At 65.0% G+C, this 16,381-nt stretch carries 14 protein-coding genes; 6 read left to right on the forward strand and 8 right to left on the reverse strand.

Going from position 1 to position 16,381, the window contains the following annotated elements; all coding sequences use genetic code 11:
- Positions 1–164 precede the first annotated feature (164 nt).
- Both algB and K2O50_RS00315 read left to right on the forward strand, forming a co-directional pair.
- The gene (gene algB, locus K2O50_RS00310) at positions 165–1,511 is read left to right on the forward strand and encodes a sigma-54-dependent response regulator transcription factor AlgB (RefSeq protein ID WP_050703210.1); all 1,347 of its coding nucleotides are present in this window, start codon (positions 165–167) and stop codon (positions 1,509–1,511) included.
- Positions 1,508–3,286 carry a KinB sensor domain-containing domain gene (locus K2O50_RS00315; protein WP_220689959.1) on the forward strand — a complete coding sequence of 593 codons (1,779 nt, stop codon included), beginning with the start codon at positions 1,508–1,510 and terminating at the stop codon, positions 3,284–3,286. The genes algB and K2O50_RS00315 overlap by 4 nt, the downstream gene beginning before the upstream one ends.
- A gap of 75 nt (positions 3,287–3,361) precedes the next feature.
- Here the strand turns inward: K2O50_RS00315 and K2O50_RS00320 are convergent, their stop codons facing one another.
- Positions 3,362–4,990 (reverse strand): EAL domain-containing protein, encoded by a 1,629-nt coding sequence (locus K2O50_RS00320; RefSeq protein WP_371263114.1) that lies wholly within the window; start codon positions 4,988–4,990, stop codon positions 3,362–3,364.
- Here K2O50_RS00320 and K2O50_RS00325 point away from each other — a divergent pair.
- A complete protein-coding gene (locus K2O50_RS00325) occupies positions 4,980–5,243 on the forward strand; it encodes a hypothetical protein (RefSeq protein ID WP_156329565.1) in 264 nt (87 codons plus the stop codon). The genes K2O50_RS00320 and K2O50_RS00325 overlap by 11 nt on opposite strands.
- On the opposite strand, the gene K2O50_RS00330 is transcribed toward K2O50_RS00325, so the two are convergent.
- From K2O50_RS00330 to K2O50_RS00355, 6 genes are all read right to left on the reverse strand, one after another.
- Positions 5,227–6,003 carry an N-acetylmuramoyl-L-alanine amidase gene (locus K2O50_RS00330; RefSeq protein ID WP_050703206.1) on the reverse strand — a complete coding sequence of 259 codons (777 nt, stop codon included), beginning with the start codon at positions 6,001–6,003 and terminating at the stop codon, positions 5,227–5,229. The genes K2O50_RS00325 and K2O50_RS00330 overlap by 17 nt on opposite strands.
- An 80-nt stretch (positions 6,004–6,083) precedes the next feature.
- A complete protein-coding gene (locus tag K2O50_RS00335; RefSeq protein WP_050703205.1) occupies positions 6,084–8,081 on the reverse strand; it encodes a GGDEF domain-containing protein in 1,998 nt (665 codons plus the stop codon).
- 96 nt (positions 8,082–8,177) lie between these two features.
- Positions 8,178–9,029 (reverse strand): endonuclease/exonuclease/phosphatase family protein, encoded by an 852-nt coding sequence (locus K2O50_RS00340; protein ID WP_050703204.1) that lies wholly within the window; start codon positions 9,027–9,029, stop codon positions 8,178–8,180.
- A 12-nt stretch (positions 9,030–9,041) separates the two neighbouring features.
- Positions 9,042–9,677 carry a thiol:disulfide interchange protein DsbA gene (gene dsbA, locus K2O50_RS00345; protein WP_050703203.1) on the reverse strand — a complete coding sequence of 212 codons (636 nt, stop codon included), beginning with the start codon at positions 9,675–9,677 and terminating at the stop codon, positions 9,042–9,044.
- A 239-nt stretch (positions 9,678–9,916) separates the two neighbouring features.
- A complete protein-coding gene (locus tag K2O50_RS00350; RefSeq protein ID WP_028688672.1) occupies positions 9,917–10,534 on the reverse strand; it encodes a cytochrome c in 618 nt (205 codons plus the stop codon).
- Between the two features lie 31 nt (positions 10,535–10,565).
- Positions 10,566–10,868: a cytochrome c5 family protein gene (locus tag K2O50_RS00355; protein ID WP_050703202.1), complete on the reverse strand. Its 303-nt coding sequence runs from the start codon at positions 10,866–10,868 to the stop codon at positions 10,566–10,568.
- A 208-nt stretch (positions 10,869–11,076) separates the two neighbouring features.
- On the opposite strand from K2O50_RS00355, the gene yihA reads away from it, so the two are divergent.
- Positions 11,077–11,709, forward strand: coding sequence for a ribosome biogenesis GTP-binding protein YihA/YsxC (gene yihA / locus K2O50_RS00360; protein WP_050703201.1), 633 nt, complete (start codon positions 11,077–11,079; stop codon positions 11,707–11,709).
- 382 nt (positions 11,710–12,091) lie between these two features.
- Here yihA and polA read toward each other — a convergent pair whose 3' ends face one another.
- Entirely contained in the window at positions 12,092–14,842 is a 2,751-nt protein-coding gene (gene polA, locus K2O50_RS00365) for a DNA polymerase I (protein WP_050703200.1), read from the reverse strand.
- Positions 14,843–14,916: 74 nt separating this feature from the next.
- Between polA and K2O50_RS00370 the strand changes: the two genes are divergently transcribed.
- Complete coding sequence (locus K2O50_RS00370) at positions 14,917–15,204, forward strand: DUF2782 domain-containing protein (protein WP_050703199.1); 288 nt, start codon at positions 14,917–14,919, stop codon at positions 15,202–15,204.
- A gap of 71 nt (positions 15,205–15,275) precedes the next feature.
- Positions 15,276–16,226 carry a homoserine kinase gene (locus K2O50_RS00375; protein WP_050703198.1) on the forward strand — a complete coding sequence of 317 codons (951 nt, stop codon included), beginning with the start codon at positions 15,276–15,278 and terminating at the stop codon, positions 16,224–16,226.
- The last annotated feature ends 155 nt before the right edge of the window (positions 16,227–16,381 follow it).

The following is a 16,381-nucleotide window of genomic DNA, read 5'->3' on the forward strand; positions in this document are numbered from 1 at the left end:
TCATGCCGGCCAATTGCCAATAGGTAACTTCAGATTTATCAGTTAGTTAGTCATCATGCAGGCATACGGCTAGCATGCATGTAGCGGAATCAATCAGAATCGACCATGCAACTTGCCCGATTTTTCCGACACTAATTGAGATCAATCCCAAAGGAGCGCAGGAAATGGAATCAGCCCAGGACAACCAAGGCCGCATTCTGCTGGTGGACGACGAGTCCGCCATCCTGCGCACGTTCCGCTATTGCCTCGAGGACGAGGGCTACAGCGTGGCCACCGCCAACAGCGCCGCCCAGGCCGAGGCCCTGTTGCAGCGCCAGGTGTTCGACCTGTGTTTCCTCGACCTGCGCCTGGGCGAGGACAATGGCCTGGACGTTCTGGCTCAGATGCGTATCCAGGCGCCGTGGATGCGGGTGGTGATCGTCACCGCCCATTCGGCCATCGACACTGCGGTGGATGCCATCCAGGCCGGCGCCGCCGACTACCTGGTCAAGCCCTGCAGCCCCGACCAGCTGCGCCTGGCCACCGCCAAGCAGCTGGAAGTGCGGCAACTGTCGGCGCGCCTGGAGGCCCTCGAAGGCGAGGTGCGCAAACCCAAGGACGGCCTCGACTCCCATAGCCCGGCGATGATGGCGGTGCTGGAAACCGCGCGCCAGGTGGCGACCACCGACGCCAACATCCTCATCCTCGGCGAGTCGGGCACCGGCAAGGGCGAGTTGGCCCGCGCCATCCATGGCTGGAGCAAGCGGGCGCGCAAGGCCTGCGTGACCATCAACTGCCCCTCGTTGAATGCCGAGCTGATGGAAAGCGAGCTGTTCGGCCACACCCGCGGCGCCTTCACCGGCGCCAGCGAGAGCACGCTGGGGCGGGTCAACCAGGCCGATGGCGGCACGCTGTTTCTCGACGAGATCGGCGATTTTCCGCTGACCCTGCAGCCAAAACTGCTGCGTTTCATTCAGGACAAGGAGTACGAGCGGGTCGGTGACCCGGTCACTCGCCGGGCGGACGTGCGGATCCTCGCGGCCACCAACCTCAACCTCGACGAGATGGTCCGCGAGAACCGCTTCCGTGAAGACCTGCTGTATCGGTTGAACGTCATCACCCTGCACCTGCCGCCGCTGCGCGAGCGCAGCGAGGACATCCTGACCCTGGCCGACCGCTTCCTGGCCCGCTTCGTCAAGGAGTACTCGCGCCCGGCTCGCGGCTTCAGCGACGAAGCCCGGGCCGCGCTGCTCAACTACCGCTGGCCGGGCAATATCCGCGAACTGCGCAACGTGATCGAACGGGCCAGCATCATCTGCCCGCAGGAGCGGGTGGAGATCGCCCACCTGGGCATGGCCGAGCAACCCGCCAGCAACGCGCCCAGGGTCGGCGCGGCGCTGAGTCTGGATGAACTGGAGCGCGCCCATATCGGCGCGGTGCTGGCCACCAGCGACACCCTTGACCAGGCGGCCAAGACCCTGGGTATCGACGCCTCCACCCTGTACCGCAAGCGCAAGCAGTACAACCTATGAAATGGCCGATGAAGCTGCGCACGCGGCTGTTCCTCAGCATCTCGGCGTTGGTCACGGTAGCCCTGCTGGGCCTGATGCTGGGGCTGTTCAGCGTGCTGCAGATGGCAGCCCTGCAGCAGCGCGTGGTGCAGGACACCACCCACACCCTGGAGCTGGGCCTGAAGCTGCGGCAAAACCTGGGTGAGCAGTTGAACCTGATCCTCGACGAGGACACCGCCCCGGCCAGCCTGGTGACCTTGCAGGACCAATTCCAGGCCCTGCTCAAGCAGGGGCTGGAGCAGGGCGGCGAGCGCACGGGTTTCAGCAAGGCCGCCAGCAACTACCAGGCATTCGTCCAGGCCTACCGGCAGAGTCCCACACCCGCCCGCAGCATGGGCGTGGACCAACCCCTCGGCGCCGCCTTCAACCAGGTCCGTACCGACCTGCTGGACTCCCACCGCCAGGCCCTGGAGCACATCGCCCGCAGCGAGGAGAAATCACGCGACCGCGCCCTGCTGATCAGCGGCTTGCTCGGGCTGATGGGCCTCACCGTGCTGGTGCTCGGTTTCATTACCGCGCACAACATCGCCCGCCGCTTCGGCCAGCCGATCGAGGCGCTGGCCAAGGCCGCCGACCAGGTCGGCCAGGGCAATTTCGACGTCACCCTGCCGGTGACCCAGGCCACCGAGCTCAACCAGCTGACCCGCCGCTTCGGCCTGATGGCCGATGCCCTGCGCAAGCACCAGGCCACCAACATCGACGAACTGCAGGCCGGCCAGCAACGCTTGCAGGCGGTGCTTGACAGCATCGATGACGGCCTGCTGATCATCGATCGCCAGGGCCGCCTTGAACACCTCAACCCGGTGGCCCAGCGCCAGCTCGGCTGGGACCCTAGCCGGCTCGGCGCAAGCCTGGCCGAGGCCCTGCAGCGCCCGGAGCTGGAAAAGCAACTGCGCCAGGTGCTGCGCGGCGGCAGCCTGGACCGCCCGCCGGACGACCTGAGCCTGGAGGTGGATGAGGAAACCCGTCTGCTGACCTACAGCCTGACCCCGGTCAGCCACCCCGAGGGGCCGATCCTCGGCGCGGTGATGGTGCTGCACGACGTCACCGAGCAACGCGCCTTCGAGCGGGTGCGCAGCGAATTCGTGCTGCGCGCCTCCCACGAGTTGCGCACGCCGGTCACCGGCATGCACATGGCGTTCGGCCTGCTGCGCGAGCGGGTCAGTTTCCCGCCAGAAGCGCGCGAGAACGACCTGCTCGAGACCATCGCCGAGGAGATGCAGCGCCTCACCCAACTGATCAACGACCTGCTCAACTTCTCCCGTTATCAAAGCGGCCTGCAGAAGCTGGAACTGGCCCCCTGTGCCCTCGACGAACTGTTCGAGCGCGCCCAGGCACGCTTTGCCGAACAGGCCTCGGGCAAGCAGATCGAGCTGATACGCGAGCTGGAACCGCCGTTGCCGCGCATCCAGGCCGACGTCGCGCAACTCGACCGGGTGCTCGACAACCTGCTGCACAACGCCATCCGCCACACCGGCAGCGGCGGGCGCATCCGCCTGCACGCACGGCGTCACGCCGAGCGGGTGATCATCAGCGTCGAGGACAACGGCGAAGGCATCGCCTACGGCCAGCAAGGGCGGATCTTCGAGCCGTTCGTGCAGGTCGGGCGCAAGAAGGGCGGGGCCGGCCTGGGCCTGGCGCTGTGCAAGGAGATCGTCCAGCTGCATGGCGGGCGGATGGGGGTGTTCTCGCGACCAGGGCAGGGCACGCAGTTCTACATGGCCTTACCGGTCTGACATCGCTTCTTGGTGGAAGCGGCGGCGCGCCGATGCGACTTGCCCCGCGATGAGGGCGGCCCAGGCAACCTAGCCTCAAGGCTCATCATCGATCCGCCGCCCCGCCACCCGCCGCCCCCGGGTAATCAGCTCGGCAAATTGGCGCGCGTTCAACGGATGGGCGAACAACCAGCCCTGCCCATAGTTGACTCCCTCGCTGTTGAGCAGCTCCGCCTGGTCCTCTGACTCGATGCCCTCGGCGATCACCCGCAGGTGCAGGTCGTGGGCCATGCGGATGATGTGCGGCGCCACGCCGCTGCTGGCGGCGTCATGGCCGAGGGCGTCGATGAACGACTTGTCGATCTTCAGGCAGTCCACCGGCAACGTCTGCAAGTAGGCCAGGCTGCAGTAGCCGGTGCCGAAGTCATCGATCAACACCTGGTGACCCACGGCGCGCAAGGCCTGCAGGTTGTCCCGCGCCACCACCACGTCGATCAGCCCGCGTTCGGTCACCTCGAAGGCGATCTGCCTGGGCGCCACCCGATGATGGGCCAGCAGCCGCGCCGCCACCCGGCCGATACGCGGCGCCATGACATCGCAGGCCGCCAGGTTCACCGAGATGTACAGCTGGCGGTTGGCCCGCAGCAACTGCCCCAGCTGCTCCAGTACCCGCTGCAGGACGAAGTCGGTGATCTGGCGAATCTGCCCGGTGTTCTCCGCCAGGGGAATGAACAGCTCCGGGCTGGTCAGGCTGCCGTCCGGACGGCGCCAGCGCACCAGCGCCTCGGCCCCGACGCAGCGGCGGCTGTCCAGCTCGAAGATCGGCTGGTACAGCACCTGAAGCTCGCCCCGGCGCAAGGCCTGCTGTAGCTCCGAGCTCATCGAGCGACGTTGCAGGATCAGTTGCAGCACCAGCCAGCCGATGCACGCAGCCAGCACCAGGCTGCCGGGGAACAGCAACCAGAGCAGGCCGTTGAGCTTCAGGGGCAGGCTGGCGCGGGGGGCGATCAGCACCAGCTGGTAGTCCGGCGACTTGGTGGACATGCGATAGACCAGCCGGTCGGGCAGCTCGATCAGCGACTTGCCCTGCGGCGGCGGCCAATCGGCGATCGGTGGCCAGGGTTGCGCCGGCCCCAGCACCGGGATGGCCCGCGTGCCCCGGTCCAGCACCACCAGCAGGCTGCCGCCCGGGGGCAGGTCGACCACGTCGGTAAGGTGGCCACGGGAGGTCGACACCACGAAGCGTCCCCGGCCCAGCATCAGCGCCGCGAGGTTCTCGTTGGGCTCGGTGGTGGTGTTGAGCCAGTAGCTGTAGGTCGGGCCCTGGATATCAGGGCTGCGCAAGGGTTCGATGGTCCGCTCGCCGCCGCGGTTCGAACAGGCCAGCGTGCCTTCCACATAGGACGCCTCGTAGATGAACCGCGACTTCAGCGCCACCTGCTGCAGTTGCGCCAGCATCTGCGGGTCGCAGCCGCGCAGGGGCTGCGCCTGAAGCTGGTCCACGCCCTCGCGCAACTGACCGAAGACCTGCTCCAGGCGCTCCAGGAAACGCTCGCCCTGGGCATTCATCTGCGCGCTTTCGCTCTGCTTCATCTGCTGCAAGGCAACGTTGACGCTGATCGCCAGCAACAGCACGGCACTGGCCAACGCCGCGAGCGCGGCCAACAGCCAGGGTCGGTGGAAAAATTGACGCACCGAAGCGAGGAGGTCAAACATGCGTGGCATCCAGTTGAATACCAAAGGTATAGCAACTGAATCGATGCTTGGCGTGGCCGCTGGGCGTGTGGAGCGGTCCTATCGAGGATCGCCCAGCGATTTATGGTGCGCTGTTACACAGGAAGAAAAGGTGCAGGCTCTACCAGCGTGGGAGCGGGCTTGCCCCGCGATCACCGGCGAAGCCGGTGCCATGCACCGCATCGCGGGGCAAGCCCGCTCCCACGCTGAACATTCAAAAAACCGTATTAGCGCTTGCGGTTGAGCACCTGCAACATCGCCGCGGTCTGCGCATCCGGCACACCGTCGAAGCGCTGCGGGCGGAAGCGCATCTGGAACGCAGCGATCACATGGCGGGTGGACACATCCAGCTCGCCGGTCTGGTCGATGGCGTAGCCAAAGCGCGCCAGCTGCTGCTGGTACCAGGTGACGCTCGGCGGATTGACCTCGAAATAGGCCTGCTGGCGTGCCACCGAGGCAGCGTCCGGCCAGATGCCCAGACCGGCGTCGGCCAGGCGCTTCCAGGGGAACAGCGGGCCGGGGTCGAGCTTGCGCAACGGCGCGATGTCGCTGTGGCCGATGATGTGGCGCGGGTCGATGTTGTTGCGCTTGACGATGTCCTTGAGCAACGCGATCAGCGCCTGCACCTGCGCTTCGCTGTACGGGTGCCAGACCCGCCCGGTCGGCGTGTCGGTATACCCCTCGTTGACGATCTCGATGCCGATGGAGCTGGAGTTGAGCCAGGTGCGACCCTGCCACTGGCTGTCCCCGGCATGCCAGGCGCGGCGGTTCTCGTCCACCAGCTGATACACCGTGGCCGGGCCGTCACCGATCAGGTAGTGGCTGCTGACTTCGCCATGGGTCAACAGGGCGAGTGAACGCTCCAGCGAGGCATTGGTGTAATGCAGCACGACGAACTGGATACGGCTGTCCTGGTTGGCCGAAGGATGGCTGCGGTCGATGCGCAGGCCACTGGAACAACCTGCCAGGGCCAGCAGGAGCAGGGCGGTGAAGAGTCTTTTCATTGCAGGGGGCACGTGATGGAGTCAGCGGCGACAATGCTACAGTATAACGTGCCCGCCACGATTGCTCACCCTGAACCCGACTAACCCTGTTCCACCCGATTGCGCCCCAGCTCCTTGGCCCGGTATAACGCCTCGTCGGCACGCTTGAGCACCTGGTCGCCACGCTCGCCGGAACGGAAGGCGCTGATGCCGATGGAAGTGGTGATGACCACTCGCTCGCCCTTGAAGTGGAACGGGCAGGCCTCGATGGCCGCCCGCAGCGTTTCGGCCACCTGAGCCGCAGCCGGCGGCGATGTCTGCGGCAACAGCAGGACAAATTCCTCGCCACCGAAACGGGCGATGAAGTCGCGCCCGCGCAGGCGCTTGCGTAGCTGGTCGGCAACGATCTTCAGCACTTTGTCGCCCGCCAGGTGACCATAGCCGTCGTTGATGCGCTTGAAATGGTCGAGGTCGAGGATGGCCATGGCCAGGTGGCCGCCGTTTTCCTGCCAGTCGAGCACCTCGCGCTCGACCTGCTCGCTCCAGGCCGCACGGTTGGGCAGGCCGGTAAGCGGATCGATCATGGCTTTCTGGCGCTGCTCCTCCAGGTGCTCGCGGTAACCGAGGGCCTCCTGCTCCATGCTCGCCACGCGCTCGGCCAGGCCTTGCAGGCGGCTGGCCAGCTCGTGCTCGCGACGGTCGCGCTCGTGCTGGTGATCGTCCATGGTCACCAGCAGGCCCTCGAGGCGGTTCTCCAGGATGTGCTTGAGGCTGTCGACATCGACGGCGCCCTGCACGCTGCTTTGCAGGCCATCGACCTGCTCGCGCAGCTGGCTGTCCAGCTCGCGGGCGGCGGAGCTGTTGTCGGCATGGCCGGCGCTGGCTTCGTGCAGATGGCTCTGGAAAGTCTCCAGGCGCTCGTTGAGCTGTTGCAGGTAGGCTTCGAACTCATGCTGGCCACTGTCGGTGATCGCCAGCATGAGCACGGCCAGGTCATCCAGGACCGGAATCAGCTCGTACCAGTTCAGCCCCCGTGAAACCCGCTCGCGCATCTCCAGGGCCTGGGCCTTGTGGCGCTCCGGCAGGCTGAGGTCATCGAGCAGGCCGATCAGGGTCTGCTCGATATGGGCGGCGACCTGGCTGTACGGTGGCTCGACCGCGTCGGGGAGAGCATAAGGGCCGTCTTCGCCGATAACCTCATCTGTCGCAGGTTCCAGCTCATCCGGTACGGGTTGCACGTCCTCGACAAGCGCCACGGGCTCAGCAACCGCTACGTCAACGGGCTCCACCTCGGCTTGAGGTTCGGCTTTCGGTTCGACAACGGGCACTGGCGTGGTTTCAACCAACGCTGGACCGGGCAGTTCAGTTTCCGGCTCGGGTTCCGGTTCGGGCAATTCGGCTGGCGCAGTGTGCTCCTGCGCAGGCTCAGGCGCGACAGGCGGCACAGGTGCAAGAGCATGCAGTTCATCGGCATCCCTGGCCTGCGCCTCAGGCGCGATGACGGGAGACTCCTGCGCCGCAGGCACAGGTACTTCGACGGCCACAGGCGCAGGCACCATCTCGCCCGGGGCCTCGTCACGGCCACCGAACAGGCGCTGCAGAAAGCCCGGGCGGGCCTCTTCCTCGGGCTTTTGCACCGCGCTCAGGGCGCGCCCCTGCAAGCCGCTGAGCTCACCCAGCAAGGGCGGCAGTTCGCGGGACTGGCTGACCCCACCGTCGAGCTTCTTCGCCAGCTTTTTCAGCGGCCGCGACACCTCGCCCGGCAGCGGCAGGGTCTGCAGCTGGGTGACCAGCGCGGTCAGCGCCTCGCTGACCTGGTTCATGCGGGTCTCACGACGCTGCTCGGAGTCGAGCACGGCTTTTTCCAGGCGGGGAATCAGCCCGGCGAGGCCGGCGTCCATATTGTCGCTGCGGATGACCTCGCGCATTTCCTTCATGCACTGGTCAACGGTCTTGTCGCTACCTTCAGCCGCCAGGGTGCTGCGCACCAGGCCACGGCGCAGCAGGTCGAGGCGGGCTTCCCAGCGCCGCTCGAGCTTTTCCTGCTGCTCGATGCTCTTGAGGTATTTTTCTTTCCAGCGCTCGGCTTCTTCGGTCATGCCTGGATCCGCAACGGGTAGTGGCATCTAGTCCTGCAATCACTGGATTTCGGCGGAAAAGCCCAACACTTGAGTGCAGGATTCGCCCAGGCAGGACTAACTCAGGACCGGCAGCGTATCCACTGTCAGGGCATCAGGCAATCGGATCTCGACGGCAACCGGAAGGTGGTCGGAAATAGGCTGCGCCAGCACCTCGACACGTTCGAGCGTCAGGCTTGGGCTGAGCAGGATATGGTCCAGGCAGCGCTGGGGGCGCCAACTGGGGAAGGTGGCCTCGACCTGGGGCGCGATCAGGCCCAGGTCACGCAGTGGCGAGTGGTCGATCAGGTCGTTGGCATGGGTGTTCATGTCGCCCATGAGGATCTGGTGGCGATAGCCACCGATCAGCTCGCGGATGTAGGCCAGCTGACGGGCGCGGGTCTTGGCGCCGAGGGCCAGGTGCATCATCACCACGATCAGCGCATCCTCGCCCTCGCCGAAGCGCACCAGTATCGCCCCGCGGCCGGATGGGCCGGGCAGGGGATGGTCTTCCAGGTGCTGGGGCTTGAGACGGCTGAGCACACCGTTGCTGTGCTGGGCAAAACGCCCGAGGTTGCGGTTGAGCTGCTGGTACCAGTAGGGGAAGGCACCCAGATGGGCCAGGTGCTCGACCTGGTTGACGAAGCCGGAACGCAGGCTGCCGCCATCGGCTTCCTGCAGGGCCACCAGGTCGAAGTCGCCGAGCAGGTCGCCGATCTTCTGCAGGTTGCCGGCGCGCCCGTTGTGCGGCAGCAGGTGCTGCCAGCTGCGGGTGACATAGTGCCGATAACGCTCGGTGCTGATACCGACCTGGATGTTGAAGCTGAGCAGCCGCAGGCGACCATCTTCCGGCAGGCCGGTGGCCCGCAGGTGATGCTCGTTGACCTGCGGCTGGGGCAGGCCAATGCCTCGCGTGGCACGCAAGCGCATGGCGGTCGCCGCTTACTTAGCGGCGCGCTCCTTGGCGATCAGTTGGTCAGCGACGTTCAGCACGCCTTCCGGACCTTGGGCGGTGCCCAGGTCGAAGCGGTACTTGCCGTTGACGACCATGCTCGGGACGCCGGTGATCTCGTACTTCTTGGCCAGTTCCTTGGCCTGGTTGACCTGCCCCTTGATGGCGAAGGAGTTGAAGGTGGCGAGGAACTTGTCCTTGTCCACGCCCTGGGTGGCCAGGAAGTCGGCCATTTCCTCAGGCTTGGTCAAGCGCATGCGCTTGTTCTGGATGGCATCGAATACCGCGTTGTGGACGTTGTGCTCCACACCCATGGCTTCCAGGGTCAGGAACATCTGGCCGTGGGCATCCCATGGACCACCGAACATGGCCGGTACGCGCTTGAAGTTGACGTCCTTGGGCAGCTTGTCGACCCAAGGGTTGATGACCGGCTCGAAGTGGTAGCAGTGCGGGCAGCCATACCAGAACAGCTCGACGACTTCGATCTTTCCGGGTACCGAAACCGGGACCGGGTTGCTCAGCTCGATATATTCCTTGCCGGCGGTGGCAGGCTCCGCGGCCTGCACGGCGGCCATACCGAATACGCTGGCGGCGACCAGCGCGGCGCTGAGAATCAGTTTACGCATGCTTTACTCCTGAGCAGTCTTTGGTCGCCTCGACGCGACCCGTGTAGGACAGGCCGGGAAGGGCTCGAGTTCTGTAGTGTAACGGCTATGGACAGAAAAAAGGGCAGCCTGGGCTGCCCTTTTCATCTTTAGCGCTGGTGCATTAACCGAGTGTTAACGCGGGATAATGCAGTGATCAAGCAGGCCCCATCGCGGGGCAAGCCCGCTCCCACGCAATCCTCTATCCCAGGGCAACCGGATCAGTGCAGGCCCTGGATGTAGCTGGACAGCGCTTCGATGTCCTTGTTGCTCAGCTTGCCGGCGATGGTGCGCATGGTCATGGCGTCGCCGTCGTTGGTGCGGTTGCCTTCGCGGAAGTCGGTCAGCTGCTTGCTGACGTACTGCGCGTGCTGGCCGCTCAGGTGCGGGAATTTCGCCAGGGCGATGCCCGCGCCGTTGGGCGAGTGGCAGCCGGTGCAGGCGGGCATGCCTTTCTCGAGGTTGCCGCCATTGAACAGGGCACGGCCACGCTCGACCAGTTTCGGGTCGGCGGCGCCCACGCTGCCTTTCTGGCTGGCGAAATAGGCGGCGATATCGGCCAGGTCCTGGTCGTTGAAGTTGGCCAGCATGCCGGTCATCTCCAGCACGGTACGCTTGCCGTCCTTGATGTCATGCAGCTGCTTGTTCAGGTAGGGCTCACCTTGGCCGGCGAGTTTCGGGAAGTTCGGTGCCAGGCTGTTGCCGTCAGGGTTGTGGCAGGCCCCGCAGACAGCTGTTTTGGCCTGACCGGCAGCAGCATCGCCTTTGATGGGTCCCGCAGCAGTTGCCGCACCTGCGACCCCCATGGTCAACAGCAGACTCACGAATAGTTTGTTCATCAGCTAATCCAACACGGCTAAGGGTGAAATGTTATGTATCGGGACTGCCGCTCATCCAAAGGATGACCAAACGGTAGTCCTCGGCACTGCAGTCCATGCACAATCCACGCGGCGGCATAGCCTTGAAACCCTGTGTAACATGCACCACCAGTTGCTCCATGCCTCGCGCCAGCCTTGGCTCCCAGGCCGCCCGGTCACCGCTTTTGGGTGCCTGGGGCAGTTGTCCGGCGTGACAGGCCGCGCACGTGCGGTTGTACAACGCCTCGGGATCCTGTGTAGCCTGTGCGCTGAAAAACGGCAGGAACATACCGACAGCAAGCAGCCATTTCGCCATGCGAAACGACCTGACAGGGTTGGGGGCCGCGCTGCGTTCTGTTGCGCGAGCTATTGTTCGACACCCCATGCTCAATTGCCTTCGCTGGGCGAATGAGCACACAAAAACTGGGGCATTATATACTTCCGCCAGCCAAACGGAAACGACACCGCTTGCCAGGCCTGGTCCTACGCCTCCAGCGCTGGGCAACACCCACATCGGAAATCCCATGCAAGTCAAGAACCCCATCCTCGGCCTCTGCCAGAAAGCCAAATTCGCCCTCAGCGCCGCCAAGGTCGAACAATGCCCCGAAGACCAGGGTTACGAGGTGGCTTTCGCCGGCCGTTCCAACGCCGGTAAATCCAGCGCCCTCAACACCCTGACCCACGCCAGCCTGGCGCGCACCTCGAAGACCCCCGGGCGCACCCAGCTGCTGAATTTCTTCAGTCTGGACGATGAACGGCGTTTGGTCGACCTGCCGGGCTACGGTTATGCAAAAGTGCCGATTCCGCTCAAGCAGCACTGGCAGAAACACCTGGAAGCCTACCTGGGCAGCCGCGAGTGCCTGCGCGGGGTGATCCTGATGATGGACACCCGCCACCCGATGACCGACTTCGACAAGATGATGCTCGACTGGGCCAAGGCCAGCGGCATGCCCATGCACATCCTGCTGACCAAGGCCGACAAGCTGACCCATGGCGCCGGCAAGAACACCCTGCTCAAGGTGCAGGCGGAAATCCGCAAGGGCTGGGGCGATGCGGCGACCATCCAGCTGTTCTCGGCGCCCAAGCGCCAGGGGTTGGAGGAGGCCTACCGGGTGCTGGCGGACTGGATGGAGCTGGAAGACAAGCCGGCGGCCTGAAGGCCAAGGGGTACTTTCGTGGGAGCGGGCTTGCCCCGCGATCGGCTGATCGCGGGGCAAGCCCGCTCCCACGGATTTCCCAGGCTTCAGGCCGAATTCCGGGCAAAAAAAACCCCGGACTTCGTATGGGGAGGGGGAAGTTCGGGGTCCAAGTCCGGACCGCTAGGGCGGGGTCCAGATATCTGCCAACACTTAACACAACATAGGAGCATCGAAAGGCTTCACCAGCCATTCAGTACCTCTGAGTGGCGGTTCACCGGTTTAGTTCCGAGCCCCTCGAAACTATTTGCGATAGTTTCATGAAACTCACGATCTAAGGCCCGAGGCCAGCACCGGATCCGCGACACTACGCCGCAGATCCTACACAGCTTTCACACGGCGTTTAGTGAGCTTCGTCCCAATTCGAGCCAACGCCCACTTCAACCAGCAGCGGCACATCGAGTTCCGCGGCACCGCTCATGTAGCCACGAATTTCATCTTTCACCTGCTCGACCAGGTCCTCGCGCACCTCGAGCACCAGTTCGTCGTGCACCTGCAGGATCACTCGCGCATCCAGCTTGCTGTCGGTCAGCCAGTTATCCACCGCCACCATGGCACGCTTGATGATGTCCGCCGCGGTGCCCTGCATCGGGGCGTTGATCGCGGTGCGCTCGGCGCCTTTGCGCAGGGCCGGGTTCTTGGCGTTGATGTCCGGCAGGTACAGGCGACGGCCGAACAGGGTCTCGACGAAGCCCTGCTCGGCAGCCTGGGCGCGGGTGCGCTCCATGTAGGCCAGCACGCCGGGGTAACGGGCGAAGTAGCGGTCGATGTAGTCCTGGGACTGCTTGCGGTCGACGCCGATCTGCTTGGCCAGGCCGAACGCGCTCATGCCGTAGATCAGGCCGAAGTTGATCGCCTTGGCGCTGCGGCGTTGGTCAATGGTGACGTCCGCCAGGGCCACGCCGAACACTTCGGCGGCGGTGGCGCGGTGCACGTCCAGGTCGTTGCGGAAGGCATGCAGCAGGCCTTCGTCCTTGGCCAGGTGGGCCATGATGCGCAGCTCGATCTGCGAATAGTCCGCCGCCAGCAGCCTGTAGCCGGGGCTGGCGACGAAGGCCTGGCGAATACGCCGGCCTTCGGCAGTGCGCACCGGGATGTTCTGCAGGTTCGGGTCGCTGGAAGACAGCCGGCCGGTGGCGGCCACGGCCTGCTGGTAGGAGGTGTGGATCCGCCCGGTGCGCGGGTTGATCTGCCCCGGCAGCTTGTCGGTGTAGGTGCTCTTGAGCTTGCTCAGGCTGCGGTACTGCATCAGTACTTTGGGCAGCGGGTAGCCTTGCTCGGCCAGGTCATCCAGGACCGCCTCGGCGGTGGACGGCTGGCCCTTGGCGGTCTTGCTCAGCACCGGCATGCCCAGCTTGTCGTAGAGGATCGCGCCCAGCTGCTTGGGCGAGCCCAGGTTGAATTCCTCGCCGGCCAGGGCGTATGCCTCACGCTCCAGCTCGACCAGCTTCGCCCCCAGCTCGCCGCTCTGTACGCCGAGCAGCGCGGCGTCGACCAGCGCGCCCTGGCGCTCGATCTTCGCCAGCACTGGCACCAGCGGCATCTCGATGTCCATCAGCACCGGCAGCACGCTCGGTGTCTTGGCCAGGCGCGCCTGCAACGCGTGGTGCAGGCGCAGGGTGATGTCGGCGTCCTCGGCCGCGTAGGGGCCGGCCTTCTCCAGGGGGATCTGGTTGAAGGTCAGTTGCTTGGCGCCCTTGCCGGCGATGTCCTCGAAACCGATGGTGGTGTGGTCCAGGTACTTCTGCGCCAGGCTGTCCATGTCGTGACGGGTGGCGGTGGAGTCGAGCACATAGGACTCGAGCATGGTGTCGTAGGCCACGCCGCGCATCAGGATGGCCGGGCTGCCGTTGGCCAGGATGTTGATGTCGTACTTGGCGTTCTGGCCGATCTTGCCCTTGGCCGGGTCTTCCAGCAGGGGCTTGAGGGCCAGCAGCACGGCGTCACGGTCGAGCTGGGCGGGGGCGCCTTCGTAATCGTGGGCCAGCGGTACATAGGCGGCCTCGTGGGGCTCGACGGCGAACGACAGGCCGACCAGTTGCGCCTGCTGTGCGTCTAGGCCGGTGGTCTCGGTGTCGAAGGCGAACAGCGGCGCCTGGCGCAGTTTCTCCAGCCAGGCGTCGAAACGCGCCTGGTCGAGGATGGTCTCGTACTTCGGCTCGACCTTCTCGGCCACAGGTTCAACGTCGGCAGCAACGCTGCCACCGGCCTTGGGCGCGCTGCGCTGGACCTCGGCCACCCAGCTCTTGAACTCCATCTCGGTGTACAGCGCCAGCAGCGCCTCGCGGTCCGGCTCGCCGCAGACCAGGGCGTCCACTTCGACATCCAGTTCGACATCGCACTTGATGGTCGCCAGCTCGTAGGACAGGAAGGCCGCGTCGCGGTGCTCCTCGAGCTTGGCCGGCAGGGTCTTGGCGCCACGGATGGCCAGGGCCGGCACCTTGTCGAGGTTGTCGTACAGGTCGCGCAGGCCACCGCCGATGCCGGTCAGCAGGCCGACCGCGGTCTTCTCGCCAACGCCCGGCACGCCAGGGATGTTGTCGACCTTGTCGCCCATCAGGGCGAGAAAATCGATGATTTGCTCGGGACCTACGCCGAACTTCTCGTGCACGCCGGCGATGTCCAGCACGCTGCCGGTCATGGTGTTGACCAGAGTGACGTGGCCGTCCACCAGCTGGGCCATGTCCTTGTCGCCGGTCGAGATGATCACCGGACGGCCGGCGGCGGCGCTGCTGCGCGCCAGGGTGCCGATGACGTCGTCGGCTTCCACGCCTTCGACGCACAACAGCGGGTAGCCGAGGGCGCGGACGCTGGCGTGCAGCGGCTCGACCTGCACCCGCAGGTCGTCGGGCATGCTTGGGCGGTTGGCCTTGTACTCGGCGAACATGGCGTCACGGAAGGTCCCGCCCTTGGCGTCGAAAACCACCGCGAACAGGCTGTCCGGGTACTGCTTGCGCAGGCTCTTGAGCATGTTCAGCACGCCCTTGACCGCGCCGGTGGGCATGCCCTTGGAGGTGGTCAGCGGCGGCAGTGCGTGAAAGGCGCGGTAGAGGTAGGACGAACCGTCCACCAGGACGAGGGGCGCTTGGCTCATGAGGAGAATCAACCTTTTCGACGGGTCCGGCGCTAGAATAGCCGGATCAATGACGACAAAAGGACTAGGTTATCATGCGCACACCCATTCGCCTGTTACTGCTCGGTCTGCTGGCCACCATGCCGGTCGTCACCCTGGCGGCGGACGAAGCCCCATCGGCCGATCCCGATGTAACCATTCGCACGGAAGGCGACAAGACCATCCAGGAGTACCGTCAAAACGGCTTCCTGTATGCGATCAAGGTCACGCCGAAGAACGGCAAGCCTTATTTCCTGGTACGCGCCGATGGCTCCGAAGGCAATTTCATTCGTTCCGACCAGCCGGACATGCTGATTCCGTCCTGGAAGATCTTCGAGTGGTAAGCTAGTAACGCGTATCGTTCTTATCAACCAGGCACTTCCGGCGGAAGTGCCCGCATGGGCAATTCTTCAACATGTCAGTCTTCACCCCTGTGTCCCGGCCTGAGCTGGAAACCTTTCTGGCGCCGTACGAGCTGGGTCGCCTGCTCGACTTCCAGGGCATCGCCGCCGGTACCGAGAACAGCAATTTCTTCGTCAGCCTGGAAAAGGGGGAGTTCGTCCTCACACTGATCGAGCGCGGGCCGGCTGAAGACATGCCGTTCTTCATCGAGCTGCTCGACGTGCTGCACGCTGCCGACATGCCGGTGCCCTACGCACTGCGCGACCGCGACGGCAACGGCCTGCGCGAGCTGTGCGGCAAGCCGGCGCTGCTGCAGCCACGGCTGTCGGGCAAGCACATCAAGGCGCCGAACAACCAGCACTGCGCCCAGGTCGGCGAGCTGTTGGCGCATATCCACCTGGCCACCCGCGAGCGCATCATCGAGCGCCGCACCGACCGTGGCCTGGACTGGATGCTGGAATCGGGCGCCGAGCTGCTGCCGGGCCTGAACCGGGAACAGGCCGGGCTGCTGCAGCCGGCACTGGCGGAAATCACCGCGCACAAGGCGCAGATCCTCGCCCTGCCCAAGGCCAACCTGCACGCCGACCTGTTCCGCGACAACGTGATGTTCGAAGGCACCCACCTGACCGGACTCATCGACTTCTACAACGCCTGCTCCGGGCCGATGCTGTATGACATCGCCATCACCGTGAACGATTGGTGCCTGGACGATCAGGGCGGCATCGACCTGCCACGTGCCCAGGCCCTGCTGGGCGCCTATGCGGCGCTGCGGCCGTTCACCGCCGCCGAGGCCGAGCTGTGGCAGGTGATGCTGCGGGTGGCTTGCGTGCGCTTCTGGCTGTCGCGCCTGATCGCGGCGCAGGCGTTCGCCGGGATGGACGTGATGATCCATGACCCGAGCGAGTTCGAAGTGCGCCTGGCGCAGCGCCAGCAGGTGGCGCTGAAGCTGCCGTTCGCGCTTTGAATTTTAGCTACTTAATCACGAGTAATTCTGAGTGCCGCGCTGGTACGTCATCATCGCCAGCGCAATGCACCAGCCAGTGGCGCGGTTTTCTGCTTGTTGTATCTGGCGGATCTGATAAGACTTGCTGTACGTTTTTACGCCGCCAAACCTTAATG

This window comes from Pseudomonas sp. 2hn (assembly GCF_019646095.1).
Classification (GTDB): Bacteria; Pseudomonadota; Gammaproteobacteria; order Pseudomonadales; family Pseudomonadaceae; genus Aquipseudomonas; species Aquipseudomonas peradeniyensis.